Consider the following 23,536-nt stretch of genomic DNA (forward strand, 5'->3'; position numbering starts at 1 on the left):
GCAGCCCCTTATTTGAACACAGTGAATAGCTTGTCTAACACCGAGTCTTCTTGATTCTTATGAAGTTTTCCTTTGCCACTGTATTCTATGCGTGCATTACCTACCTTAGACGAGATTATAGTGTTTGATGCATCAATATCAGTGGTTCGGACTTCCCCTGAAAAGCGCACATATTCTTCACCTGAGTTTAGGGTAATCCATTTTTCACCACCTACTATCAGGTTACGATTAGGGAGTATTTCCATAACGTACACGGTAATATCGCCATTTAATGAATTTGACTGCTTTGATTCAGATGAAGAATCAAAGTCACTATCTTGGCTATGCTCGATGGCAACATCGCCTTCGTCGATACTAATTGGGCCTGCATTAACACTTAGCGGCCCTAAATCAAAATTGCTGCTTTTGTCAGACGAATAATCAAGTGATTTTTTTGACGTTGTAGACTCACTAAGCTGCACTAATATCATATCGCCTACGCGAAAGTTTTTATGAAGTTTGTACAAACTTGAAGCGTTTTCGGCATGAAATAAAGAGCCGTTGGGCACATGAATCGAATCAACCTGTTCGGTTCGTACTGGTCGAAATCCAGGTTCATTTGGTTTGACTTCGTTATCTGAGTTACTGATAGCTCTTTGGCTAACTTCTGGGTTGGTATGGATTTCTTCTACTACTTGTTGTTCAACTGATGGTGTCTGTGTGCAAGCACAAATAATAATCATCATAAACGGCAGAACAATTTGGTTTCTCATATGGCAATTTTATCCCAAGGCTATCTTTCGATAACTACATACTTTAATTTTAGAATTGCCTCTCACAACCAAATTCTGAGGCCAAACTACTGAAGATTTTTTTACATTACAAGTGGATTTGAGGTATCCATATTTATTCCTTATTTCTTCCTTATTTCTTCCTTATTTCAAATGATAACTTGGTCCAGATTTCGCTTAGTAGGATTAAATTTCGATCCTGCAATATCGACAGGTGAAATATGAGGGCTATTTGCTATGACTATTATTGATAACTTCCAAAACCTGTGGGGCACAGATACTTCTAGCCAAATAGCGGAAACTACCACTCCTGAAATAAATGAAAATGATGAATTAAATCAGGGGTTTAGTGGTCTTTTTGCAATATTTCAAGGAGACGGAAATGATAGTGAAGGCAATAATGCACTGCTCGATGCTGAGTCGACTATTGATAGTATTCAACAAAGCTTGATGTCAGCCATGGGACTTTCAAACGTGCTAGGAGATGGCGTAACACAACTTTCGTCATTATCTTCAATTGCCGATATGCAATCATCATTATTAAGCAGTCTACAAGCAAGTTTATTCAGTAGCGCTACTGAGAGTGCCTCATCGCTAGTTAGCGATGCCACAAGCATAGTTGAAGGAGCTGAGGAGCTTGATTCTCTTAGTAACACTTGGGGTTCTATTGATGATGTGTCGAATTATTTAACCGGTGAAGATGGGCTTGCCTTTGCAGATGTATTTGATTCGGTCAATATATTGAATCATGTGCCCCTTGTTTCAGATGTTTATCAAAGCGAGGTTGAGCACGATATATCACCTTTATCAGAATTGGTGGGTGGCTACGCTTTTGGCGGGCCTATAGGTCTTGCATATTCAGCAGCCGATTTAGCCATTGAGTCATTTTCTGGAAAGTCTATTTATGAGAACATTAGCGGCTTTTTGTTTAGTGATGCAGAGCAAGAAACTATTGAAAATACAGTCACCCAAGTGACTGATACTATAGTTCAATCCAACCAAGCTTATAGCTTTGTGCAACGAGAGTTTTAAAGTACTAAGAGAGGCAAATTCATGCCGTATACTTAGTTTTGCGGCCAAAGTGTGTATTAAAAACCTTAGTCATAAATTAGGTTCTTCAATTTTGGGGTTTTTAATCATAGCCATTTCATTATAAAGTGATACATACTAATCGCTTTTATTGATGAAAAATAAAATGAAATGGCCCAACCTTAAACATCTCCACTATTTAGTCACTTTATATCAAGAGCAACATTTTAATCGAGCGGCAAAGCACTGCAATGTGAGCCAGTCTACCCTTAGTACTGCTATTCAAAATTTAGAAGAGCAGTTTGGTTCACAACTTTTAGAGCGTGAGCATAAAACCTTTGTCTTTACACCTTTTGGCCTTGAACTGGTGGGGAGAGCTAAAGTGTTATTGGCAGATGTGCACGAATTGGTGGACTTTGCGCAAAGCGCTGGTAATTGGCAGGCAGGTAATCTTAAGTTGGGTGTCATACCCACTATAGCGCCATTTACGTTTGAAGGAATTATCGATAGTGTTAAAGAACATTTGCCAGACATTAATTTACAACTCCAAGAAGACACCACCGCAAATTTACTGACACAACTTAATGAAGGGGTGTTAGATTTATTAATACTGGCTTTGCCTATGGAAACACCTGGCTGCAAACAACTTGTTTTAGGACATGACCCATTCCATTTAATTGCTCATCAAGATTTAGTTAAGTCTTTGCCAAGTCCACTTGACGTCTCTAAACTCCCCAAAGAAAGTGTGTTTTTATTGCAGCAAGAGCATTGTATGACCGGCCATGCTGTAAGTGCCTGTGGCTTGCAACACAAAGAGCAAGTGAGTTCATTAACTGCAAGTAGTTTATATACCTTAACTCAGCTTGCTAAAAGTAAGTTAGGTTTTACCTTTATGCCAGAGTTGGCCATTCAAAATAATATTTTGAATGGTTTTCCTTTAGTCTCTATGCCATCGGAAGATAAGGCTTACAGAGAAATTGGCTTGGTATGGCGAAAAGGCACTACTCGTGTCAGGTTATTTAGGTATTTAGCTGGCTTAATTGCTCCTCTTACACCTGTTCCAACGTTAACGCGATAGTCGTTCTACTGCCAGATTAAGTTGACTGCAATATAGATTTAAACCCCACTGTTTTGAATGTTTCCTTGTAAGCAATTTCTAACTTAACGGATTATTTCTTAAAAATATAAACTTTTATTCAGGTCATCTCGACTTAGTTTATGAATAGGGAATACCCCTTCACTTTAGGAACTAAAAATAGTGTTTGAAAAGAGTGACGAACAGTTAATAGCAAGGGCTTTGCAGGGTAATAAAAAAGCTTGGTTAACTTTGTTGAAGCGTTATGAAAAACAAATTTATCACTATGGTATGCGTATGACGGGCAAAAATGAAGATGCCTTGGACTTAATGCAAGAGGTGTTTGTTTCTGTATTTCGAAATTTATCAAATTATCGAAATGAAGGGAGCTTCAAGAGTTGGTTATATCGTATTGCCCATTTCAGATGTATTGAGTTTTATCGGCGTAAAAAGCCAATGCAAGGCCTAGATGATGTGCCAGAAGTGGAGAGTGAAGAAATCAGTGCGGCTGATGCAATACATTGTCATCAAGAAAATAGACAGCTCATTAATGCAATGCAGCAATTACCTTTGGCGCAAAAGGCTGTTGTAGAGTTGAAGTTTTTTGGACAATTTACCTTTGATGAAATTGCTGAGCAAACTGGGATTTCAGCAAATACTGCTAAGTCTCGTTTGTATGGGGCTTTGGGGAAACTAAAACAAATTATGGAGGTTGATTATGCATAAACAACACTCTGAATTGAGTAAAAATGATTTATTTTCGCTGTGGTTAGAAGGAGACTTATCTGGCCAGCAGGTACTCGATTTTGAAGCGCTATGCCTGAATGATGATGAATTTTCGGAAAGAGTTTCAGGAGCTAATTCATTTATTATGGCGTCTGAACATTACCAATCTACTGAGGTTCCTAATTGGAATAGGGATTCAACCTTTGAGGAAACTCAAACCACAAAATGGTGGCAATGGCAGGGCTTTGCTAGCTTGTCTTTTGTCACCTCATGTTGCGCAATAGTTATGGTGTTAACTGGCTTACAGGTACGTCTAGATGAAGGGACTGTAACCATTAGCTTTGCAGCTAAACCCAGTAGTCAGGAAGTTGAAACTTTAGTCAACGAAAAAATGCTTGAATTTCAACAAACTCAACAGCTGGCATTAAATCAATACACTAAAAACTTACAGCAACAACAACTCGATGCGAGTACTCAACTAACCCAATATTTATTAAGTGCAAGTCGTAAGGAACGTCGAGAAGACTTTGTGGACTTGATAAAACATGTAAATGAACAAAGAGGTGACGATCAGTTGTTTTATGCCCGTCAGCTGAGCAAGTTACAGCAAGATATTTATGCCATACCGATGAAGTCGGATATTGGTGAGATTAATGAGTGAGGATACGAAAATGACTTTATCTATTAAAAACACATTAGTGGCACTGACATTAATTGCAGTGACTACTATGCCATTGCAGGCAGTGGGAGCATCTGGTGATAGCGCTAAGAAGCAGATTCGCAACGAAGTAGGCATCATGTTGAACATTTTACGGGCATCTTTGAAACAAAAAAGTAGCAATAACAACATCCGTCTTCATGCAGATTCGGTGTTTTATTTAGCCGAACAAGGTGTGGTATTTGAAATTGATGGCGGCAGACACGGTGGCAACTTTTTTGGTTTTGATTTGCAGGGACTAATTAATAATATCCCTATGGCACCATTAGCCCCAGGCAGTTCAGCTGAAAATCACTTTATTGATACAAGTGAGATAGAGGCCATGGTTGAAAAATTTATACAGCATGATGATGATTATGACCATGATATGCGTGATAACTTACGAGACCTGAGTGAAGAAAAGCGAGAGCTTGCCTGGGAGAAAAGAGAGTACGAGCGTAACATGCGCGACCTAGAGTTTGAAAAACGTAACGCAGATGGTGAACGCAAAAAAGAGTTAGAAAAAGAGTTAGCGAAATTGGATAAAGTGTTTATCAAAGTTCAACAGAAAGCCCAAGAGTTAGAAGCCTACCGCAGTGAACTAGAAGCTGAGCATAAAAAGGAAATGGCCATTCGTAGTGCAGCTAAGAAAAAATTATATACTGAGGCCTTGGCTGTTTTTGAAGATACTGTTGCCGAGATGCTATGTAGTTATGGTGCCGGACTTAAATCTTTACCTATTGGAGAAAACATCACCTTTTTGTTAACAGATTTTATACAGGCAGAAGATGATAGTGTGATTAATACCCACGATAAAGTATATGTTTTTAAGCATAAAGACGTGAAGTCTTGTGTAACGGGCGGCATAAACAAGGAACAGCTATTAACATCTGTGAATACTTATTTATTTTAATAGGTATAAATTCAGCTAGGGTAAAGTCATGACATTTAGGTAACAAACCGCTAAGCTAACAGGATCTTAGCCAACAGTGGCTTGTATTGTTTTTCTGTTAGGATTTTGCATGACATCTTCAGTAGTAATTAGTGGTTCTGGTTTATGGAAACCTGCTTATAGTATTTCAAACGAAGAACTGGTTTCGGCATATAACGCCTATGCAACTCAGTTCAACGAACAAAATCAAGAAGCGATTGAAAAGGGTGAAATCATCGCAAAACCCTTTTCAAGCGCTGAATTTATCGAAAAGGCATCTGGTATTCGTAGTCGTTATGTTTATGTAAAGGATGGCGTATTAGATATAAATCGTATGCGACCTAATATTCCTGAAAGAGCTGACGAGGAACTTTCTGATCAAGCCGAGATTGCTATTTACGCCGCTAAAGATGCCTTAAAATCTGCTAATAAAAAACCTGAAGATATTGATGCCGTAATCGTTTCATGTGCCTACACCCAACGTTCTTACCCCGCCGTTGCCATTGAAGTACAAGAAGCTTTAGGTATTAAAGGGTTTGGGTTTGATATGTTAGTTGCGTGCTCAGCAGCGACATTTGCATTACACCGTGCCTACGAAATGATTGCTGCAGGTACCGCTAAATCAGTGCTGTTAATAAACCCCGAAATGATATCGCCACAAATTAACTATTGCGACCGTGACAGCCACTTTATTTTCGGAGACGTAGCGACAGCTATGGTGGTAGAAAGTGCTGATACAGCAACTTCAGACCATGTTTACGAAATTCTAAGCACTAAAGCAGTGACTCAGTTTTCTAACAATATTCGCTCTAACTTCGGATATATAAGTAGAGTAAATGATGCAGACCCTTTTGCGGCAGATAAGCTATTTCATCAAGAAGGGCGTAAAGTTTTTAAAGACGTCTGCCCAATGGCGGTTGAGCATATTTCTGAACATTTACAGCGACATGATTTAAGTTCGACTCACGTGTCAAGATGGTGGTTGCATCAGGCTAATATTAATATGAATACCTTCATAACCCGCAAACTATTAGATAGACAGCCTTCTCCAGAAGAAGCCCCAATTGTCTTGGATACCTTTGCCAACGCGGCTTCCGCCGGGTCAATAATCGCATTTCATTTACACCACCAAGACCTTCAATCTGGAGATGTGGGTTTGTTATGTTCTTTTGGGGCAGGTTATTCCATTGGCAGTCTAGTATTACGAAAAAAGTGATGAGACAAGCTAGATCGTTGGTGTCAGAGTTTACATAGAGTAGCTGAAAAAGAGTGAGAATTTAGATGGTAGCAACAATTGGATACGCGCTAAGTAGTGCAGGTTACGCGTTTTTATTATTGTTGTTATTGACTGTGAGAAAGTCGGGCTTGGCTAAGTATTTATTAATTTTAGCTACGTTAACCACTTTTTTGTGGTCTGTAACGCCTTTTGTTATCTCACCTATGTCTCTGGAAAGCTTTTTATTTTTTGATAACATAAAAAATATTATATGGCTGTTGTTTTTAGCTTCATGTTTAAAAGATAATTTTACCAATATAGGCGACGTTTTAGCTCGCAAAGAAACTTGGTTTATCATAATCCTACCTATACTTGCCTTATTCCTTCCTTATTTTGGGTTAGAAAAAGCTACCTGGCAGTTTTTATTACAAACTATGATCCCTTTACAATTTTTAATATTATTAGAGGTGATTTTTCGTCAATCCGGTGATAATGGTTGGGCGATTAAGCCATTGATATTGTATTTAGCGGTTATAAGTGTGTTTGACTTTGTTACCTTTGCTAATGCCCTTATGGTGGACCAAATACATATCAACTATATTGCTGCACGAGGTTACATACATGTGGCTTTGATTCCATTTTTGATCTTAGCTATAAGACGGGTTAAAAACTGGGGGGTTGAAATTTATATATCCCGTGAAGTGGTAATGCATAGTACCTTATTAATGGTTGCTGGTGGCTACCTGTTTGTGATGGCTATGATTGGTTACGTAGTTAAATATATGGGAGTTGAGTGGGGCTCTACCATACAAATAATTCTTATCGCTTTATCACTAGGGTTATTAGGGACATTATTTTTATCTCTCAGATTTAAAACACGTATTAAAGTGTTTATCACCAAGCATTTTTTCGCCAATCAATTCGATTATCGACAAGAATGGTTAGAATTGACTCACTCTCTTAGCGGAGATAGTGCTGATGGCAATATCCATGCAACGGCACTTAAAGGATTAATTGAGGCGATCGATTATCAAAGTGGCTGTTTTATTCAAGTAAAACATGGCAATTTAAAATTACTTGCGAATATCAAGCATCCCAGTTTGACCACAGAAGAAGAACAAGTCTTAGAGATATTTTGCACGTTTTTTAAATCTAAAAATTGGATAATAGATATAGAGGAATTAAGAACTAAACCTTTTGTATATGAAGGTCTTAGAATTAATCATGCTTTATTAAATAATGTATCTTTCCAGCTTGTAATCCCTATTTATAATGGAGATGAGCTATGGGGAATGGCGACGCTTTTAGGTTCTCAGAACACATCAATAAAACTCAACTGGGAACTCAGGGACTATTTGAAAGCTGTGACCGCGCAAGTTTCAAATTACTTGTTTCATCACCAAGCGGCGGAAGAGCTGGCTGAGAATGCCCAATTTGCAGCTTTTAGCCGAATGTCGGCATTTGTGGTTCACGATTTAAAAAATGTGTTGGCGCAAATTGATTTGATTTTATGCAATGCAGAACAACATAAAAATAACCCTGAGTTTATTGATGACACCTTTGAAACCTTGCACCATACCAAAGCCAGAATGGATAAAATGTTAAGGCAACTGACTGAGAAAAATACCATCAAAGAAAGCGGTGATAGTCTAATCTTTTTGTCAGAATCCATAGGTGATGTAATTGAAAAAAAGTGTGCATCCTATTTACCTACACCTAGCATAAAGGTCGATAATGAAAAACCTGTAGTGTTAGATAACGACAAATTTAGTAATGTAATGTATCACTTGATCAGTAATGCTCAGCAAGCTACCGACGATAATGGTACCGTAGAGGTGGTGATTGAAATCTCGGCAGATGAGCGATACATGTTAATTAAAATTATTGATACTGGCTCAGGGATGAGCGAGATTTTTATCAGAACTAGATTGTTTAAACCATTTGATACAACCAAAGGAAATGCAGGGATGGGTATTGGAGCGTTTGACGCCAAAGCTTACCTGGATAAATTAGGTGGGCAGTTACTCGTAGACAGTGAGCTAAATGTAGGCACTACATTTACGCTACGTATTCCAACGAATTAAGACAAAAAGGGGTAAGACACATGGATAAGATACTTGTGGTAGACGACGACTTAGGTATCCAAAAGCAGTTAAAATGGAGCTTTTCTGGGTATGATGTGGTGTTTGCTGAAGACCGAACCTCAGCCATTGCGCAATTAAGACGTTTTGAACCTAAGGTTGTCACATTAGATTTAGGCTTACCCCCAGACCCGAGTAATGCCAGTGAAGGGTTAGCCACACTAGAAGAAATTTTAGCTTTAGCACCCTATACAAAAGTAATCGTTGTTACCGGAAATAACGATAAAAAAAATGCCTTAAAAGCGATTAGTTTAGGAGCTTACGACTTCTATCAAAAACCTATTGATTCTGACACTATTCAAATATTAGTAGGCCGTGCTCTAAATTTGTTTAACCTTGAAATGGAAAACAAACACCTTTCCCAAGTCGCCCCCGCTATGGATAGAATCATAGGACAAAGTGAAGGGATTTTGGCCGCCAGTAAGAAAGCGGAACGTATTGCGCAAACAGATATTAGTACCTTGTTACTGGGTGAAAGTGGTACAGGTAAAGAAGTGTTTGCTCGCAGTATTCATGAGCACAGCCTACGTAAAGACAAGCCTTTTATAGCCATTAACTGTGCCTCGATACCTGAAAATTTGCTAGAAAGTGAATTGTTTGGTTATGAAAAAGGGGCTTTTACCGGGGCAAATAAAACCACGCCTGGTAAAATTGAGTCTGCGCAAAATGGTACCTTATTTTTAGACGAAATCGGCGACATGCCCATTGGTTTGCAAGCTAAAATGTTACGTTTTTTGCAAGAGCGTGTCATTGAGCGAGTTGGTGGAAGATCAGAAATTCCAGTGAATATTCGGGTTATTTGTGCCACCCATAGAGATGTACAAACTATGGTAGCTGAAGAGACCTTTCGAGAAGATCTGTTTTACAGAGTAGGTGAAATTAGCATACTTATTCCACCACTTAGAGAACGAGATAATGACGTGATCTTGTTGGCTAAAACATTTTTAACTCAATATAACGAAGAGTTTAAAACTAAGTTGAAAGGATTCAGTGATTCAGCTATCAAAGCCATGAAACAACATAAGTGGCCAGGCAATATTCGCGAGTTACAAAATAAATTAAAGTCGTCGGTAATTATGGCTGAAGGTACGCATATTCAAGCTGATGACCTAAGTTTATTTGTTAAAGATGATGAACCGACTATCGACTCCTTAAATTTACGAGAAGTCAGAGAGCACGCCGAAAGCCGCGCCATTAGAAACGCTTATCAGGTTGCCGAGCATAATATGTCAAAAACGGCTGAGTTGTTGGGGGTGACTCGTCCAACCTTGTATTCCCTGATTGACAAATATCATATGGAAGATCTTAAAACTTCAGTTAAATAGTAAATTTGATTTTTACTCGTTGATTAAATATGGGGGAGTGGCAGTGTTGAAATTAACATTATCTTGTGTAGCCCTTTTATTGTCTTGGATAGCGGGATATGGGCTAAGTTTAATTATTGCACTACCTCCAGCATTATTAGGTTTGTTTGTGTTATTTGCTGTACTGACCTTTCTAGGTCATGTACCTGAAGCTTTGTTTGATTTATGTCAGTTTTTACTTCGCCATTTTTCTTTGTTTTTTATCCCTCCTATTATTGCTGCTTGGGTGTATGTTAAAACCTTACAACAAGAGTTGTGGTTATTTCTTTTGGCGATTTTGCTTAGTACATTTTTAAGTATGTTAATTACGTCTTGGTTAGGTAGACGGTTTTTACCTGAAGATAAATCCCAAGATAAAGCTAATACAGAGTCAGATAACAATGCTTGATGGTCAAAGTTGGCCTTACTTAGAGTCTGGGGTGTGGGTTTTTATCACATTGATAGCTTATATGTGCGCTTTATATATTTTTAGGGTTTCTAAAAATAACTTAATGTTTCATCCTATTATCATCGCAGCTTTAATGGTGGCTGGGCTATGCATTGCTAGCAATACAAGTTTTGCCGACTACGCCTTGTATTCTAGCCCTATGGGGTGGTTATTAGGTCCTATTACAGTGGCATTAGCGGTCCCTGTTTATCAACAATTGCAGTATTTAATCGCAGCAGGATGGCGTGGTTTTTGGGTGGTGTTGTGTGGTGGTATGTTGGCACCAGTTTTCACGATATTAATTATGAGCCTCGGAGAATTCTCCACTGATATCAAACTTTCTAGTCTTACCAAGTCGATAACAACTCCACTAGCGATTGATACCGCCAACCTTATTGGTGGTGTACCAGAATTGGCGGCTGCCATAGTAATTATTACTGGTTTGATGGGCGTGTTGCTGAGTAGGCTTATCTTTAAAATCACTCATAACAATGACCAAAGAGCCCAAGGATTAGCACTTGGCACTATTGCCCATGCAATAGGTACCTCCCATGCTTTACAGTTAAGCCAAAAAACCGGGGTGTATTCAAGTATGGCTTTGTGTGTGAATGGTTTAGTGACGGCAATTGTTTTACCCTTATTTTTTTACTTCTTCGGTGCTTAGTATAGGCATCTTTGAGTATCATTAGGGCTGGTATATATAGTGCATACGCAATGTTTATGAATATTTTTAGATTAATAAATGCCCCTATGAAGCCTGTTCGACATTTTATTATTTTGTTTTTTGGAATCGCTATTTTTCAGGGATGTTCTGGTGGGTCTGGGGGGAATAATTCGACTATTGGTAGCGTCTTAGTTAACGCGGGTGCAGACCAGTCTGTAAGTGAGCAAACCGAGGTTACATTAACGGGACAAGGTTCAGGAGAAACTGACGCGCTAACATTTTCTTGGAGTGTAGCGCCTAGTTTAGATATCACACATGCTGATACTACGGTTGCTACCGCTATATTTACCGCTCCAATAACCACTGAGGTTGTTAGCTATACCTTCACATTAACTGTTACTGATGGCGAAGGTAACAGTGGCTCAGACACAGTGGAGTATCTTATAAATCCTGTTAATGTTTTACCCAGTGCATATATAGAAGTGGTGACAATTGACGATTTCAACTCAAATGTATTTCCTGCGGGTTACAACATAGTGTTAGATGGGTCAGAAAGTGATGACCCAGATACAGCGGACGAATCGAACCCTATCGCGGCATACTCATGGCAACAAACTGCCGGAGAGTCAGTGCTTGATAACATAAGTACTTTAGGGGATACCTTAACTTTTAACACCCCTATTTTAGCTGACACCAATACAATTACATTTGCTTTAACTGTGACCGATGATGAAGGGGCTGAAGATACTGAAACCATTACATTAAATGTCCAGAGTATACAGCAAACCCTGCCCACTGCAGATGCGGGGCTTGATCATGAGGTGTTTTCTGGTGAGTCCATTGTATTAAATGGTCTAGCAAATACTACAGTAGACTCGTCTACCCCCCTTGTTATCAATTGGGTTAGCGATACCTTAGATACTGTGTATATAGACAGCGCCAGTAGCATACAAACTTTTGCTATTGCGCCATTAGTGACCGAAGAACTCTCCTTAACTTTTACGTTAGAAGTAGAAGATGCAATTGCTAATCACGTTGAAGATAGTATTACCGTAAATGTTTTACCCTTGCCTATTCAACCTCTTAACGATACTGGGGTGATTTTACAGGCTACGAGTACAACTGTCGCAGAAGGTCACCAAGCAGACTACCCTGGGCAAGATGGCCAAAGAGGTCAAGATATAATTAATATTAACGATATCTCAACGAAAGCGGGGCGAGGTCAACAGGGGTTTGATTTTACAGCCTTAGATGAAATTGGTGATGAAGTAGATGATATAAGCCAAGGTTGGCGCTGTGTTAGAGATAATATCACTGGATTAATTTGGGAAGTTAAAACTGCCGTTACCGAAACAGATTTACACAGTAGTAATCACAGCTATAACTGGTATCAAATTGAAGATGACGGCGAATATTCAGGAGAAGAGTCTGTTGATGAAACTAGTTGCTCTGGCACTAATTGTAATACCACTGAATATGTAGAAGACGTCAATGAAGCCGGACTATGTAATTTTAGGGATTGGCGTTTACCCACCCATGATGAGTTATTGTCTATCGTTCACTACGGTAAAGATGATGGACAAATGGTAGATACTGAGTATTTCCCTAATACTACTGAGTCATTAGGAACAGAGGTTTGGTATTGGACCACAGAGTCGAGTGCAGATGGTATGTCTGGCACCGAAGCTCATGCTTCATGGGCAATAGACTTTGCATCAGGAAATGATAACTTTTTACTTAAATCAACAGCTGCTCGTATTCGCCTTGTAAGAGCGGGGAGGTAAGATGAAAACCCTACTAGTATTAATATTTCTATTCCCTTGTTTGGTTGCCGCGCAAACTTGCTTGAGTGATTTTGATAGTACAGCTCAAGAGACTGAATTTACCGATAATGGTGACGGTACAGCAACAGATGAAGAGTTAGGATTGATTTGGATGCGCTGCAGTATTGGACAAACTTGGGAAAACGAAACATGCACAGGTGATGGCTTAGAGCTTACTTGGCAAGAAGCATTACTTGTAGCCCATGGCTACGAATTTGCCAATACTTTAGGGTGGCGTTTACCCAATATGAAAGAGTTAGCCAGTTTAACTGAGCGTAGTTGTGTACGCCCTGCCATTAATGAATTGTTTTTCCCCAATACATATTCTGATGATTATTGGACCTCAACCCCTTCTGTAGTTGACCCTCAGCGGGCTTGGGTTATTGCATTTTTTAATAGCAGTAATGCTTTAAAAGATAAAAACTTAACCGTATTTACACGCCTAGTACGAACTGCAGATTAACCTAAGTTTTATCAGTCTTATCTTATCCTGTGTTGCATTTTATTTAATTGAAGGCAAACTGACCATCTAGTCCTTTTTGTTGGAATAAAATGCGTTTTCTTGTTTTTACATTACTGCTTATTTTAAGTGTTAACTCACATGCTGGTGATAGTTGCGAGGTGTCTCTCAATTATGGAGTAGTGGTGACCGACACACAAATAAGAGTACTGGGTGAACATGGTAGAGTCATGTATCAGGTAAATGAGCCGGCACAACTTTTTGTGCGTGGTAACTGGATTGAACTCACATCAGAGCAGGAAGCAGACTTAGCAAACCTTTCACATGGTATTCATAAGGTTGTACCTAAGATGATTTTACTCGCCAATGAGGGGGTAGAGTTAGCCATTGAAACCATAGAGCAAGTGTATGGCGGCTTAGTAAAAGATGATAAAAGTCAGAAAAAATTGCAGAAATCTTTAGAGCGTGTGCAAACCAGTGTTAAAGAAAAGTTTATCCGCTCTAATGATACTTTTTACATGGGGCCTGGAAAGTTAGAGCAAGTAAACGATCTGGTTGATAGAGAGTTAGAAGAGCAGATAGAAAATGCCATTAGCACATCAGTAGGGGGGATTTTATCCGCCATTGGTGGCTTGGTTGCTAGCGGTCAAACCTCTGAGGAAAAAATCGAAGAGATTGTGCGTAACCTTGAAGGTATGGGGACTGATATCGAACAAAGTGTTGGCCCTAAAGTTGAGACCTTAAAACTCAAAGCTAAATGGTTTTGTCATAAATTTAAAAAGCTAGATTACTTGGAAGATAGCTTACGGGCATCTATTCCTGAGTTGCAACCCTATGATGTATTGATTACTGGGGATGGGGTTTACGAGAAGTAGTTGCTTCTCTTGTATGCTCTACGTTGAAAGGGGGGCTTTACAATCAGCGTATTACTGCATGACATAGCATGTACTTGGCTCACCTTTATCTTGGTAACTGCTTCTTACCTTCAGTCACCCTTTGCAGTCGCATGTAGTTTATGACTTAGTCGCTTTAATACACCTTGCTTATATCGTCCCTATTTTTCAAACGAAATTCATTCAATCTAACTGACTTTTATTCAACATCTAAGCCAGCTGATATATTGGAAATTTGTAATCGAATTAAACACAGAAATTTTACTATATAAATATTTTAATAAACCCATTAGTTAAACACATGTTTGCCGGTAGTTAATTGAGTAAAGTTTCATTCAGTTGGGTTTATCAGCTCGGATTGTGTTAAAGCATAGTCATCATCAGAAGAACTTAATGAGTGACAGGTCTCCAAAAAAAGTATCTATGTGCCTACCTTTTTGTTGCCATGCTCTCAGTACGAGTAATAACTTTTTATCATCTGATGTCCAAGAGATCCCAGCACCTAGCGCTTCTGTTTTTTCACCCCCAGAGTCTTTTAACCCGAGTCGTGGATCTTCGTTGCGAATATGTCCTTTTCCTATTTTGTATTCAACAAAGCTGTGGATGTTATACGGTAAATGAAAAGAAACAAAAGAACCTATATTTACGCCGATAGAATTAGAGGTTAGCTTTGTGACTTTGGGGGCAGGCGATCTTAAAAATTCGGCCTGAAAGACGATACTTTCTTCATTTTCAAGGGTTAAATGCTTAAGCGACCAGCCCCCTACCAAACTTAATGACCAGTCAAATTGATTACTAAGTTGAGGCTTATTTAGAAAAAAGTGTTGAAACAAAGAGGTTTTATTTTCAAAGGTATATAAGTTGTGCTGCCCAAACAGTTCGATTTTAGTGGATTTAGTTAATGAGCTAAAAAGTTTATCTGTATGGTTACCATTGAGTTCATTAGCTGTTTTTTGTAATCCTTCAAGCGTTTGATAGTTTAAGGTAATTTTTGAATGTTTAAATTTTCGATAAGAAAATAATAAATCTTGTGTTTTTGTTTCAGTCGATTGGTCGAACGCATCGACTGCATATCCAATTTCAATGCCATTAATATCAAAGTAAATCCCTATTCGCTCATTATGCAAAGGCGATAATGTAAAAAGGGTTTTCTGTTCGTTCGTTAATAGGTCATCGAATATAAGGGAGTGACTGGTTTTAGGAATGGATAAAGTGGTGCGGACCGACTTGAGATCAAGCTCTATTCCCTTTGATGTTGAGGAGTAAACTAAAATAATAAAAAAGATAGGTAAAATAGCACTGCATTTGTAACTCATTAAATCCAACTCTACTAACTGTAGTTGATGTCAGATTAACGGTTTTTATGAGTAAAAAAATCACAAATGTCTAACAATTAAGGTGTAATTTATCGAACTATGATTAAGCCACGTTCAAAGGTAGAACGCACCAGTTATGGTAAGCCTTAAACCATAGTTTCGAGCAGGGTATTGAGATAACGTCTACCTAAAGTGGTGACCTGCCAGTGCTCTGGCGTATCAGTAAGTAAACCACTGTCTATTGCTTTTTGTAGGTTATTTGCTGTTACTTTATCTAAGTTTTGCCCTGTAAAGTCTATAAAGTCTTGTTTAGGACATGGCTCTATTAAGCGAAATCGGTTCATAAAAAACTCAAAAGGTAAGTCTTCTTTTGTGACCTCGTTCGATTCGTAGGTGTAGCTGCGGGTCAAGTCCATATAGCCTTTCGGATGTTTGACTTTTACCGTGCGAATGATGTGATTGTTCTCAAGCAGAGTTATTTTACCATGAGCGCCACAGCCAATACCTAGATAATCACCAAAGCGCCAATAGTTAAGGTTGTGCTGGCATTGTTGGCCAGCTTGGCTATAGGCGGATATTTCATATTGTTTAAACCCAGCTGCTTGTAACAGTGCATCCCCTTTTTCTTGAATATCCCATAGTAGCTCATCTTCTGGTAGCTTAGGGGGCTTAGAATGAAACTGAGTGTTGGGCTCAATGGTGAGTTGATACCAAGATAGGTGTGGTGGTTTTTGTTCAATGGCGGTGCTTAGGTCGAATAAGGCGTCATCTAGAGATTGCTTGGGTAAGCCGTGCATTAAGTCTAAGTTAAAGCTATTAAGCCCCACCTGTTTTGCTATTACTGCAGCATTTTGCGCTTGTTTCTCATTATGAATTCGTCCGAGCGCTTTGAGCTTACTCGGTTGAAAGCTCTGTATACCAATAGAAATACGATTTACACCTGCAGATACATAATCTGCGAATCGCTGCGCTTCGATGGTGCCGGGGTTGGCTTCCATTGTGACTTCAGCATCGGGGAGCAGGTTAACTCTTTCTTTCACGCCTTTGAGTAATATGCCTATTCCTTTTGCAGAAAACAAACTCGGGGTACCGCCACCGATAAAAATACTATGAATCGGACGTTTACCCACTAGTACTGCATCTTCGGCTAAATCATCCAGTAAATGACTGATGTATTCACTCTCTGGCAATACTTGTCCTTTTTGTCCATGTGAATTGAAGTCACAATAAGGGCATTTTAGCACGCACCAAGGAATATGAATATATAAAGAAAGAGGGGGGTATTTTAATACAGGTATCGAACTCAACACTCTAGCCTATTTTTTGCTGTAACTGGGCCAATAACTGTTTTAGTGCTTTGCCTCTATGGCTAAGTGCATTTTTTTGTTCTGAGGTAAGCTCAGCAGAGGTACAGTTTTGCTCTTGCACCCAAAAAATAGGGTCGTAGCCAAAACCATTTTTACCACCTTGCTCGGTGGTGATGCTACCGCTCCATTCTCCTTGGCAAATAATAGGGGTTGGATCTTCAGCATGGCGCATAAATACCAATACACATAAGAATTTGGCTTGACGTTTTTCTTTTGGTGTATCGGCTAAGGTGTCAAGCAACTTGATAATATTGCTTTGGTCTGTGGCATTGTCGCCAGAGTAACGAGCTGAGTATACACCTGGCGCGCCACCAAGAGCGTCTACTGCTAAACCAGAGTCATCGGCAATAGCAGGGAGACCGGTGGTTTTAGCCGCGTGGCGTGCTTTTATGATGGCATTTTCTACAAAAGTCGTACCCGTTTCATCTACGTCACCAACAGCAAATTCACTTTGAGGCACCACGTTAATATTCAAGCCAGACAACATCTTGGCTAACTCTTTGACTTTGCCTTTGTTGCCTGTGGCAAGTACCACGTTTTCAATATCTTGATAGTCCATAACGTTAGCTTTTTGGTCCTCTGCCTTTGGCTTTTTTCTTCTTATCTTTTGCTACACGTTTAGCTTTTAATAATGCTTTTTTTGTTTTGGTGCTGACCTTTTTCTTGGTGGGTGGTCTGGCTTCTTTATTTTGCGGTCTTAGCTCAGCGATGACTCTGCGTTTTAACTTCTGCTCTGTATAGCGCTCAATTTTAGGCACTATGGCTATATCATGTGCTTCTACTAAAGATATGGCTGTGCCTTTATTTCCGGCGCGGCCAGTACGGCCAATTCTGTGTACGTAAACATCTGCGGTACGTGGCATATCGTAATTTATGACATGGCTGATGTTGTCTACGTCTATACCTCGGGCGGCTACATCTGTGGCAACCAAAATGTTAACTTCGCCACTTCTAAATCTTTCCATGGCGGCGTTACGTTTGTCTTGTGGCATTTCACCTTGTAACCAGCAACAATCAATATCTACAGATTGCAGTTGCCCTACTAGTGTGGCTAAACGCTCTCTGGTTTTTACAAATACAATGGCTGTTTCGACTTGATTGCTTAATATGTGTGTAAGTAATGCCAATTTATGATGAGCGTTATCAGCTAGGTGGATCCATTGATGGATAACCCCTTTTTCTTTGCGGCTAGAATCGGCTTCTAATTCAATTGGGTCGTCTAGTAAATCCCCTGCAAAGCGAGCAATACCTGCGCCTTCTAATGTTGCTGAAAACAACATACTTTGCTTACGCCAGCGTGCCTCTGCAGCTATTTGATTGACGACTGCTGAGAATCCCATGTCTAACATGCGGTCAGCTTCATCTAAAATTAAGCATTCGATATCACGACAATCAAAGCTTTCTTTTTCGATGTGTTCGAATAAACGCCCTGGTGTGGCAACCAGAATATCTAAGTTCTTTTCTAATAAGTCACGGTCGGTACCATAGTTAATGCCGCCGGTAATCACGCCACAGTTTATATGGGGTAGGTATTTACAAATAGCTTTAGCTTGTTCAAATATTTGTAATGCCAGCTCACGGGTTGGCGTTAATATAAGAATACGGGTAGAGCCAGGATTTCGTCTTGGATAGTCCAGTAAAAATTGACAGGCAGGTAATAAAAATGCTGCAGTTTTACCTGTACCTGTTGGCGCCGATGCTAATATATCTTTGCCATTCATGGCCTCGGGTATGACTAACTTTTGTATGCTAGTGGGCTCTTTGTACCCTAAATCTACCACTGCGTGGATGAGGTCATCGTCTAATTCTAATTGTTCAAACATGTATGCTTAAGCCTTGTTTTTCCGTGGGCTTGGGAATTGCTGCAGATTATAAAGGACTAGTGACAGAAATGCTTATGCATTTTAAGTTTAGATGATTAATCGTGGGAGGCTTTTTGTTTTGTTGCCCTTAAAATTTTTTAGATGTCATAATTGACGTTATTGATATTTTTTTAATCTTACTACAGAGCAGGTTGTAGATATGCCCGATGAAACCCTTGAATTAGCCGCACTAATAGGAAAAACACTTTTAGACAGAGGATGGCAGATAACGTGCGCTGAATCTTGTACTGGCGGAGGAGTGGGATATGCGTTCACTAGTACCCCTGGTAGCTCTGCTTGGTTCAGAAAAGGCTTTATTACCTATTCAAATGAGGCTAAGCAAGAGATGTTAAATGTAAGCTCAAAAACGTTAACTGAATATGGGGCCGTGTCTTCTGAGACTGTAAAAGAAATGGCATTAGGTGCTGCTATCGCAGCTAATGCAGAGCTGGCTATAAGTGTGAGTGGTATAGCCGGCCCAGACGGTGGTTCGCCTGAAAAGCCAGTTGGTACGGTGTGGTTTGGTTTTGCTGTGTGTGGTGAGGTGGTAACCCACAAGCTAAAATTCAGCGGTGATAGGCAAGCTGTACGAATCAAAGCCATTGAGTTTGCGCTATCTAATATTTTAAAGTTGCTGACAAAATAACCAATTCTTTATGTACTTATAAATAAATTGTTATTTTTACTTGTAACTGTATAACCATACAGTATACTTTAACCATAACTACTGTATAACAAATTACATTGTGAATGACTCATTGTTAAGTCATACCAATGCTGACAATTACGAAGGACATTCTGATGGATGACAATAAAAACAGAGCGTTAAGTGCTGCTCTTGGCCAAATTGAAAAACAATTTGGTAAGGGCTCTATCATGAAACTAGGCGATAACAAAACCATGGATGTTGAAACTATTTCAACGGGCTCACTTGGTTTAGATGTTGCGTTAGGCGCTGGTGGCTTACCTTTAGGCCGAATCGTTGAAATATATGGTCCAGAGTCTAGTGGTAAAACAACTTTAACCCTTGAAGTCATTGCTGAAGCACAACGTAACGGTAAGGTTTGTGCCTTTATAGATGCAGAGCATGCACTTGATCCTATTTATGCTGAAAAGCTAGGCGTAGATGTTAACGAACTTTTAGTCTCTCAGCCTGATACAGGTGAGCAAGCCTTGGAAATTTGTGACATGTTGACACGTTCTGGCGCGGTTGATGTGATTGTGGTGGATTCTGTAGCGGCCCTTACGCCTAAAGCTGAAATCGAAGGGGATATTGGTGACTCTCACATGGGGCTTGCTGCTCGAATGATGAGCCAAGCTATGCGCAAGCTAACGGGTAACCTGAAGCAATCTAACACTATGCTGATTTTTATTAACCAGATTCGTATGAAGATTGGTGTGATGTTTGGGTCGCCAGAAACCACTACTGGTGGTAACGCTTTGAAGTTTTATGCTTCGGTACGTTTAGATATTCGTCGTACAGGTGCTGTTAAAGTAGGTGATGAAATTGTGGGTAACGAAACTCGTGTTAAAGTCGTTAAAAACAAAATTTCTCCTCCTTTTAAACAAGCTGAATTCCAAATTACTTACGGTGAAGGGATTAACAGTCATGGTGAGCTAATCGACCTTGGTGTGGCCCATAAAATGGTTGAAAAAGCAGGCGCTTGGTACAGCTACAACGGTGAGCGTATCGGACAAGGTAAGGCTAATTCTATTACTTACTTGAAAGAGCATCCAGAAATGGCGAAAGACATAGATACTCGTTTACGTGCTTTGTTGTTATCTAAGCCTGTTCCTGCAGAAGAAGCTGAAAGCTAGTCGTATTCTTTAACTTTTCGTAAATGTTTTTATTAAGCCCTATTTAGTAGGGCTTTTTTGTATTTGAATCACCAGAAATTGTTATACCTTTTTAGATACCTTGCCGTGCGATTTAGCCCAACTATCTGGAAATTTACCTTGCAAAACATATGAGAATGCAATGAGTTCGGCTATGACATGATATAGTTGATCAGGAATTTCTTGGCCTAAATCTAATGTTCCTAAAAAATCACTTAGGTATGGGTCTTCATGAACTAGCACTCCATTGTCTCTCGCTAGAGCAATAATTTCATCAGCTAAGTCTCCAAACCCTTTAGCAACCACTGTAGGTGTAGATTTAGCATTCTCTTGGTTGTATTTTAGCCCAACTGCGCTTTTTTGTTTTTTGTTAGGTTTGGAAGTGTCTTTCATCTTTACTACTCCATCAGGCTTGGGTTTGAAATACGTGATATGGACGCTGTGCTAGGGTATCTGGGATTTTCCCTAGCTGGCATTCAGACTTATTTACTTTAATCCCTAAAGAGTCAAGCTTACGTTTAAGTAAAGGTAGGTAATTCATAACTTGAATTTTTACTTCGTCATTTGAAACGTAAAAATTTAAGTCTATATTGTCAGGTCGCAATTTAGCTTTGGTTAGCAACTCGCCCATTTCACCTACTGATAACTTCATTGTAAGTTGCCAAGTTTTATTCACGCTATGTTCTTTTTCATCATCTTCTTGTTGCTCATTCTCTCTTTTAACTAATAACTCTACATCTTTCATGGTGCCTCCCATAATTGATGGAAGGTTATAATAAAAGGTTTCTTGGCCTAGTAATGATTGTTCTGCACTAGACAATTTATTGGCTTGATGTCCCGACATTAATCGGCTGATATCACGTATTAATTGGTGTTTTTGTTCAAGTTGAGAAAATTCTTGTAACCCTTTAGGGGTAGTTGAGCCAGTTTTTCCGGAAGCGCGTATTACTTTGTTTAATGTTTCAGCTACAAATTCAGAGCGTTGAGCTTGGCCTCTCGCTAATCTAGAACTTAGAGATATTTGTAACATAGTAACCAAACCACTAAACAATCCTTGGCTAGCAGCAGGGTTTGTTAATTGAGTACTTGATAAATTTAATATTGGGGCTGTTAGTAGCTGTTTTATATTCTGATGGTCTAGTTCTTTACCTTGGGGTAAAGCCTGCTTTACTTGGTTAAGCAGTTGTTCAAGTACTTGTTTAGTTGATGTTTCTGTTGGAGCTTTTAAGAACTCGGTATCTACTAGAGCTTTGTTTAATCCTTCTAAACTGGCTGCGGGCGCGTCAGCTTTAGCTTGTACTATTCGCAGTAAGCTTTGCAATAGATTAACCTGTTGTGGCTTGTTGTTTAATAATTGCGGAGTAATAACACTGCCGGCAATGGGCTTTTCTTGCACTTCTTTTGCTAGATTTAGTGCCGCTTCTTTTAAAGATACCTTAATTTCTGGGTTCGATTCTGTTTTATGGGTATTGCTCAGCACGGGGGTTGAATTAATCGGCTTAGTAACAACTACTGCTTCCATGTTTATTTTTGCAATAGATGGTTCCTTATTTAATTTGGTTGGGCTAGCTATTTCGCCACTAGTTACAATAGATTGGCTCACAGATTTTAAAGTTGCTTCTTGTCCTGGAATTTTAAGTGGCATTATGCTTTTGGCTATTTCAGGGCTAACAGGAATAGTCACTGCGGGTTTTTGGCTTTGTATGCTTAGCTTTGCATCACCTGATGGAGCCAATTGTAAGTTTATATTTTGGATCGGTGATGCTTTGATTTTTTGAATAATCGCGAGGCTTTCAGGGAGATTAGATTTAACTAATTGCTGCATTACCTGTTTTATAGGCAAACTGACTTCAACAAGTTTGTTAGTAGTGTTGAGACTGTGTTGTTGCAAGGCTTGCTTGATGATGTCCTGTGCTTTTGATGCTGGGATAATAACTTGTTGATTGGTTTGTTCAGGTTTAGGGGATGCTTGTAAAGGCTGAGACAAATGCTGGTTTGCTGGTTGTTTTTCTAAATGCTTTGGACTGAACTGAACTGAATCATTCATTCCAGTACTCGTTAATTTAGCTAGGGTTACCTGCCAGTTATTTCCTTTGGGGATAAGGGTAAGCGTGACTTTTTCACCACTTTGAAATGGATTTGTTTGTTTTAGCGATAACGATATTTCGCTTTGAGTGCCGTGATTACTAATTCGCAAAGGTAAAATGTTTGCTTGTTTATTATTTGGTGTTGTTACCAATGATCCGCTTTCAGCTGTGTTTGTCGTATGCTGAGTAAGCTTAAGTGTATTATTTAACTGCCCATGGCTTTTATTGGGTAATACAGTGGCTTGCAATTGCAGAGAACTAACAGCGTTTTCTATTTTATTTAAGTTAATTCCTGAGAGAAGTTGTTTTGCAGGTAACTTAAGTAAATTATTGATTTGTTGTTCAGTTAGTAAAAAACTACTTTTTGATATTTCTGGAGATGTTTTTAATTGGGTCGTATTCGCCGAATAAAACTCAAGGGTCAAAGGGGATTCAGAAGACAATCTTAATTGGTATTTTTGCCCGTCAGCTAAAGCTGTTTTAATGTTATCGGCGGTTAGGGTTACGGTTTTGCTAAAAAAGTTGGTGTCTTTGTTGAGTGATACTAGATTATCACCTAAATGCTTTACAAGAACCTCAACACCTTGTTTGGCTATGTCAGAACTAGCTGATAGCTGATTAAGCTGCATTAATGCTTGGGAAGCGGCCGCTTGAGATGGTAGAGGGATATCAGACATATTTACTTTATCGGCACCTAGGTTAAAGGTTTAATAAAAATTAGTTTACCGCAAATTTAGGTTTTACTAATGGTTCGTTACGTAGTTTTACAAATATTAAGATGATTGCTGCAATTTTAACGACTATTTTCTGTCGTAGTTGATATCCGCTATGATATTATTCCGAACTATTTTG

The 23,536-nt window shown here is 39.2% G+C and carries 22 protein-coding genes; 15 read left to right on the forward strand and 7 right to left on the reverse strand.

Annotated features, from left to right (window positions below; genetic code table 11):
- Positions 1 to 8: 8 nt before the first annotated feature.
- On the reverse strand, positions 9 to 752 hold the full coding sequence (locus EOK74_RS02680; protein WP_133468364.1) for a flagellar basal body L-ring protein FlgH: 744 nt from the start codon (positions 750 to 752) through the stop codon (positions 9 to 11).
- Between the two features lie 255 nt (positions 753 to 1,007).
- On the opposite strand from EOK74_RS02680, the gene EOK74_RS02685 reads away from it, so the two are divergent.
- The 13 genes from EOK74_RS02685 (at position 1,008) to EOK74_RS02745 (ending at position 14,198) form a co-directional block, all read left to right on the forward strand.
- Positions 1,008 to 1,802: a hypothetical protein gene (locus EOK74_RS02685; RefSeq protein WP_133468365.1), complete on the forward strand. Its 795-nt coding sequence runs from the start codon at positions 1,008 to 1,010 to the stop codon at positions 1,800 to 1,802.
- A 163-nt stretch (positions 1,803 to 1,965) separates the two neighbouring features.
- On the forward strand, positions 1,966 to 2,877 hold the full coding sequence (locus EOK74_RS02690) for a hydrogen peroxide-inducible genes activator (protein WP_133468366.1): 912 nt from the start codon (positions 1,966 to 1,968) through the stop codon (positions 2,875 to 2,877).
- A 180-nt stretch (positions 2,878 to 3,057) separates the two neighbouring features.
- On the forward strand, positions 3,058 to 3,600 hold the full coding sequence (locus EOK74_RS02695) for an RNA polymerase sigma factor (protein WP_133468367.1): 543 nt from the start codon (positions 3,058 to 3,060) through the stop codon (positions 3,598 to 3,600).
- The gene (locus EOK74_RS02700) at positions 3,593 to 4,261 is read left to right on the forward strand and encodes a hypothetical protein (RefSeq protein ID WP_133468368.1); all 669 of its coding nucleotides are present in this window, start codon (positions 3,593 to 3,595) and stop codon (positions 4,259 to 4,261) included. Before EOK74_RS02695 ends, EOK74_RS02700 begins: the two co-directional genes overlap by 8 nt.
- The gene (locus tag EOK74_RS02705; RefSeq protein WP_239023985.1) at positions 4,254 to 5,210 is read left to right on the forward strand and encodes a coiled-coil domain-containing protein; all 957 of its coding nucleotides are present in this window, start codon (positions 4,254 to 4,256) and stop codon (positions 5,208 to 5,210) included. Before EOK74_RS02700 ends, EOK74_RS02705 begins: the two co-directional genes overlap by 8 nt.
- 109 nt (positions 5,211 to 5,319) lie before the next feature.
- On the forward strand, positions 5,320 to 6,444 hold the full coding sequence (locus EOK74_RS02710) for a beta-ketoacyl-ACP synthase III (RefSeq protein WP_133468369.1): 1,125 nt from the start codon (positions 5,320 to 5,322) through the stop codon (positions 6,442 to 6,444).
- Between the two features lie 65 nt (positions 6,445 to 6,509).
- Positions 6,510 to 8,528: an XrtA/PEP-CTERM system histidine kinase PrsK gene (gene prsK / locus EOK74_RS02715; RefSeq protein WP_133468370.1), complete on the forward strand. Its 2,019-nt coding sequence runs from the start codon at positions 6,510 to 6,512 to the stop codon at positions 8,526 to 8,528.
- 20 nt (positions 8,529 to 8,548) lie between these two features.
- The gene (gene prsR, locus EOK74_RS02720; protein ID WP_133468371.1) at positions 8,549 to 9,910 is read left to right on the forward strand and encodes a PEP-CTERM-box response regulator transcription factor; all 1,362 of its coding nucleotides are present in this window, start codon (positions 8,549 to 8,551) and stop codon (positions 9,908 to 9,910) included.
- A gap of 43 nt (positions 9,911 to 9,953) precedes the next feature.
- A complete protein-coding gene (locus tag EOK74_RS02725) occupies positions 9,954 to 10,337 on the forward strand; it encodes a CidA/LrgA family protein (protein ID WP_239023986.1) in 384 nt (127 codons plus the stop codon).
- Complete coding sequence (locus EOK74_RS02730; protein WP_239023987.1) at positions 10,330 to 11,040, forward strand: LrgB family protein; 711 nt, start codon at positions 10,330 to 10,332, stop codon at positions 11,038 to 11,040. The genes EOK74_RS02725 and EOK74_RS02730 overlap by 8 nt, the downstream gene beginning before the upstream one ends.
- Positions 11,041 to 11,096: 56 nt before the next feature.
- A complete protein-coding gene (locus EOK74_RS02735; RefSeq protein ID WP_239023988.1) occupies positions 11,097 to 12,824 on the forward strand; it encodes an Lcl C-terminal domain-containing protein in 1,728 nt (575 codons plus the stop codon).
- A 1-nt stretch (position 12,825) separates the two neighbouring features.
- Entirely contained in the window at positions 12,826 to 13,326 is a 501-nt protein-coding gene (locus tag EOK74_RS02740) for an Lcl C-terminal domain-containing protein (RefSeq protein ID WP_133468373.1), read from the forward strand.
- Between the two features lie 89 nt (positions 13,327 to 13,415).
- Positions 13,416 to 14,198 (forward strand): YggN family protein, encoded by a 783-nt coding sequence (locus tag EOK74_RS02745; protein ID WP_133468374.1) that lies wholly within the window; start codon positions 13,416 to 13,418, stop codon positions 14,196 to 14,198.
- A gap of 398 nt (positions 14,199 to 14,596) precedes the next feature.
- Here EOK74_RS02745 and EOK74_RS02750 read toward each other — a convergent pair whose 3' ends face one another.
- The 4 genes from EOK74_RS02750 to srmB all read right to left on the reverse strand — a co-directional run bounded on the left by EOK74_RS02750 (position 14,597) and on the right by srmB (position 18,722).
- On the reverse strand, positions 14,597 to 15,532 hold the full coding sequence (locus EOK74_RS02750; protein ID WP_239023989.1) for a hypothetical protein: 936 nt from the start codon (positions 15,530 to 15,532) through the stop codon (positions 14,597 to 14,599).
- A gap of 146 nt (positions 15,533 to 15,678) precedes the next feature.
- Positions 15,679 to 16,839 (reverse strand): radical SAM family heme chaperone HemW, encoded by a 1,161-nt coding sequence (hemW, locus tag EOK74_RS02755; RefSeq protein WP_133468375.1) that lies wholly within the window; start codon positions 16,837 to 16,839, stop codon positions 15,679 to 15,681.
- Positions 16,840 to 16,843: 4 nt separating this feature from the next.
- Entirely contained in the window at positions 16,844 to 17,458 is a 615-nt protein-coding gene (locus tag EOK74_RS02760) for an XTP/dITP diphosphatase (RefSeq protein WP_133468376.1), read from the reverse strand.
- A gap of 4 nt (positions 17,459 to 17,462) precedes the next feature.
- Positions 17,463 to 18,722 carry an ATP-dependent RNA helicase SrmB gene (srmB, locus tag EOK74_RS02765; RefSeq protein ID WP_133468377.1) on the reverse strand — a complete coding sequence of 420 codons (1,260 nt, stop codon included), beginning with the start codon at positions 18,720 to 18,722 and terminating at the stop codon, positions 17,463 to 17,465.
- A gap of 199 nt (positions 18,723 to 18,921) precedes the next feature.
- Between srmB and EOK74_RS02770 the strand changes: the two genes are divergently transcribed.
- Positions 18,922 to 19,407 (forward strand): nicotinamide-nucleotide amidohydrolase family protein, encoded by a 486-nt coding sequence (locus EOK74_RS02770; RefSeq protein ID WP_133468378.1) that lies wholly within the window; start codon positions 18,922 to 18,924, stop codon positions 19,405 to 19,407.
- A gap of 149 nt (positions 19,408 to 19,556) precedes the next feature.
- Positions 19,557 to 20,579: a recombinase RecA gene (gene recA / locus EOK74_RS02775; RefSeq protein WP_205964483.1), complete on the forward strand. Its 1,023-nt coding sequence runs from the start codon at positions 19,557 to 19,559 to the stop codon at positions 20,577 to 20,579.
- Positions 20,580 to 20,660: 81 nt separating this feature from the next.
- Here recA and EOK74_RS02780 read toward each other — a convergent pair whose 3' ends face one another.
- A complete protein-coding gene (locus tag EOK74_RS02780) occupies positions 20,661 to 20,990 on the reverse strand; it encodes an EscU/YscU/HrcU family type III secretion system export apparatus switch protein (RefSeq protein WP_133468380.1) in 330 nt (109 codons plus the stop codon).
- 13 nt (positions 20,991 to 21,003) lie between these two features.
- On the reverse strand, positions 21,004 to 23,361 hold the full coding sequence (fliK, locus tag EOK74_RS02785; protein ID WP_133468381.1) for a flagellar hook-length control protein FliK: 2,358 nt from the start codon (positions 23,359 to 23,361) through the stop codon (positions 21,004 to 21,006).
- Positions 23,362 to 23,536: the final 175 nt, after the last annotated feature.

The sequence above is a fragment of the Paraglaciecola marina genome, from assembly GCF_004360155.1.
GTDB lineage: Bacteria > Pseudomonadota > Gammaproteobacteria > Enterobacterales > Alteromonadaceae > Paraglaciecola > Paraglaciecola marina.

What these genes read in the sequence shown, in the direction of transcription:
- EOK74_RS02680 (WP_133468364.1), bottom strand. Translation starts at nt 752, where the DNA reads ATGAGAAACCAAATTGTTCTGCCGTTTATGATGATTATTATTTGTGCT.
- EOK74_RS02685 (WP_133468365.1), top strand. Translation starts at nt 1,008, where the DNA reads ATGACTATTATTGATAACTTCCAAAACCTGTGGGGCACAGATACTTCT.
- EOK74_RS02690 (WP_133468366.1), top strand. Translation starts at nt 1,966, where the DNA reads ATGAAATGGCCCAACCTTAAACATCTCCACTATTTAGTCACTTTATAT.
- EOK74_RS02700 (WP_133468368.1), top strand. Translation starts at nt 3,593, where the DNA reads ATGCATAAACAACACTCTGAATTGAGTAAAAATGATTTATTTTCGCTG.
- EOK74_RS02705 (WP_239023985.1), top strand. Translation starts at nt 4,254, where the DNA reads ATGAGTGAGGATACGAAAATGACTTTATCTATTAAAAACACATTAGTG.
- EOK74_RS02710 (WP_133468369.1), top strand. Translation starts at nt 5,320, where the DNA reads ATGACATCTTCAGTAGTAATTAGTGGTTCTGGTTTATGGAAACCTGCT.
- prsK (WP_133468370.1), top strand. Translation starts at nt 6,510, where the DNA reads ATGGTAGCAACAATTGGATACGCGCTAAGTAGTGCAGGTTACGCGTTT.
- prsR (WP_133468371.1), top strand. Translation starts at nt 8,549, where the DNA reads ATGGATAAGATACTTGTGGTAGACGACGACTTAGGTATCCAAAAGCAG.
- EOK74_RS02730 (WP_239023987.1), top strand. Translation starts at nt 10,330, where the DNA reads ATGCTTGATGGTCAAAGTTGGCCTTACTTAGAGTCTGGGGTGTGGGTT.
- EOK74_RS02735 (WP_239023988.1), top strand. Translation starts at nt 11,097, where the DNA reads ATGAATATTTTTAGATTAATAAATGCCCCTATGAAGCCTGTTCGACAT.
- EOK74_RS02740 (WP_133468373.1), top strand. Translation starts at nt 12,826, where the DNA reads ATGAAAACCCTACTAGTATTAATATTTCTATTCCCTTGTTTGGTTGCC.
- EOK74_RS02745 (WP_133468374.1), top strand. Translation starts at nt 13,416, where the DNA reads ATGCGTTTTCTTGTTTTTACATTACTGCTTATTTTAAGTGTTAACTCA.
- EOK74_RS02750 (WP_239023989.1), bottom strand. Translation starts at nt 15,532, where the DNA reads ATGAGTTACAAATGCAGTGCTATTTTACCTATCTTTTTTATTATTTTA.
- EOK74_RS02760 (WP_133468376.1), bottom strand. Translation starts at nt 17,458, where the DNA reads ATGGACTATCAAGATATTGAAAACGTGGTACTTGCCACAGGCAACAAA.
- srmB (WP_133468377.1), bottom strand. Translation starts at nt 18,722, where the DNA reads ATGTTTGAACAATTAGAATTAGACGATGACCTCATCCACGCAGTGGTA.
- EOK74_RS02770 (WP_133468378.1), top strand. Translation starts at nt 18,922, where the DNA reads ATGCCCGATGAAACCCTTGAATTAGCCGCACTAATAGGAAAAACACTT.
- EOK74_RS02780 (WP_133468380.1), bottom strand. Translation starts at nt 20,990, where the DNA reads ATGAAAGACACTTCCAAACCTAACAAAAAACAAAAAAGCGCAGTTGGG.
- fliK (WP_133468381.1), bottom strand. Translation starts at nt 23,361, where the DNA reads ATGTCTGATATCCCTCTACCATCTCAAGCGGCCGCTTCCCAAGCATTA.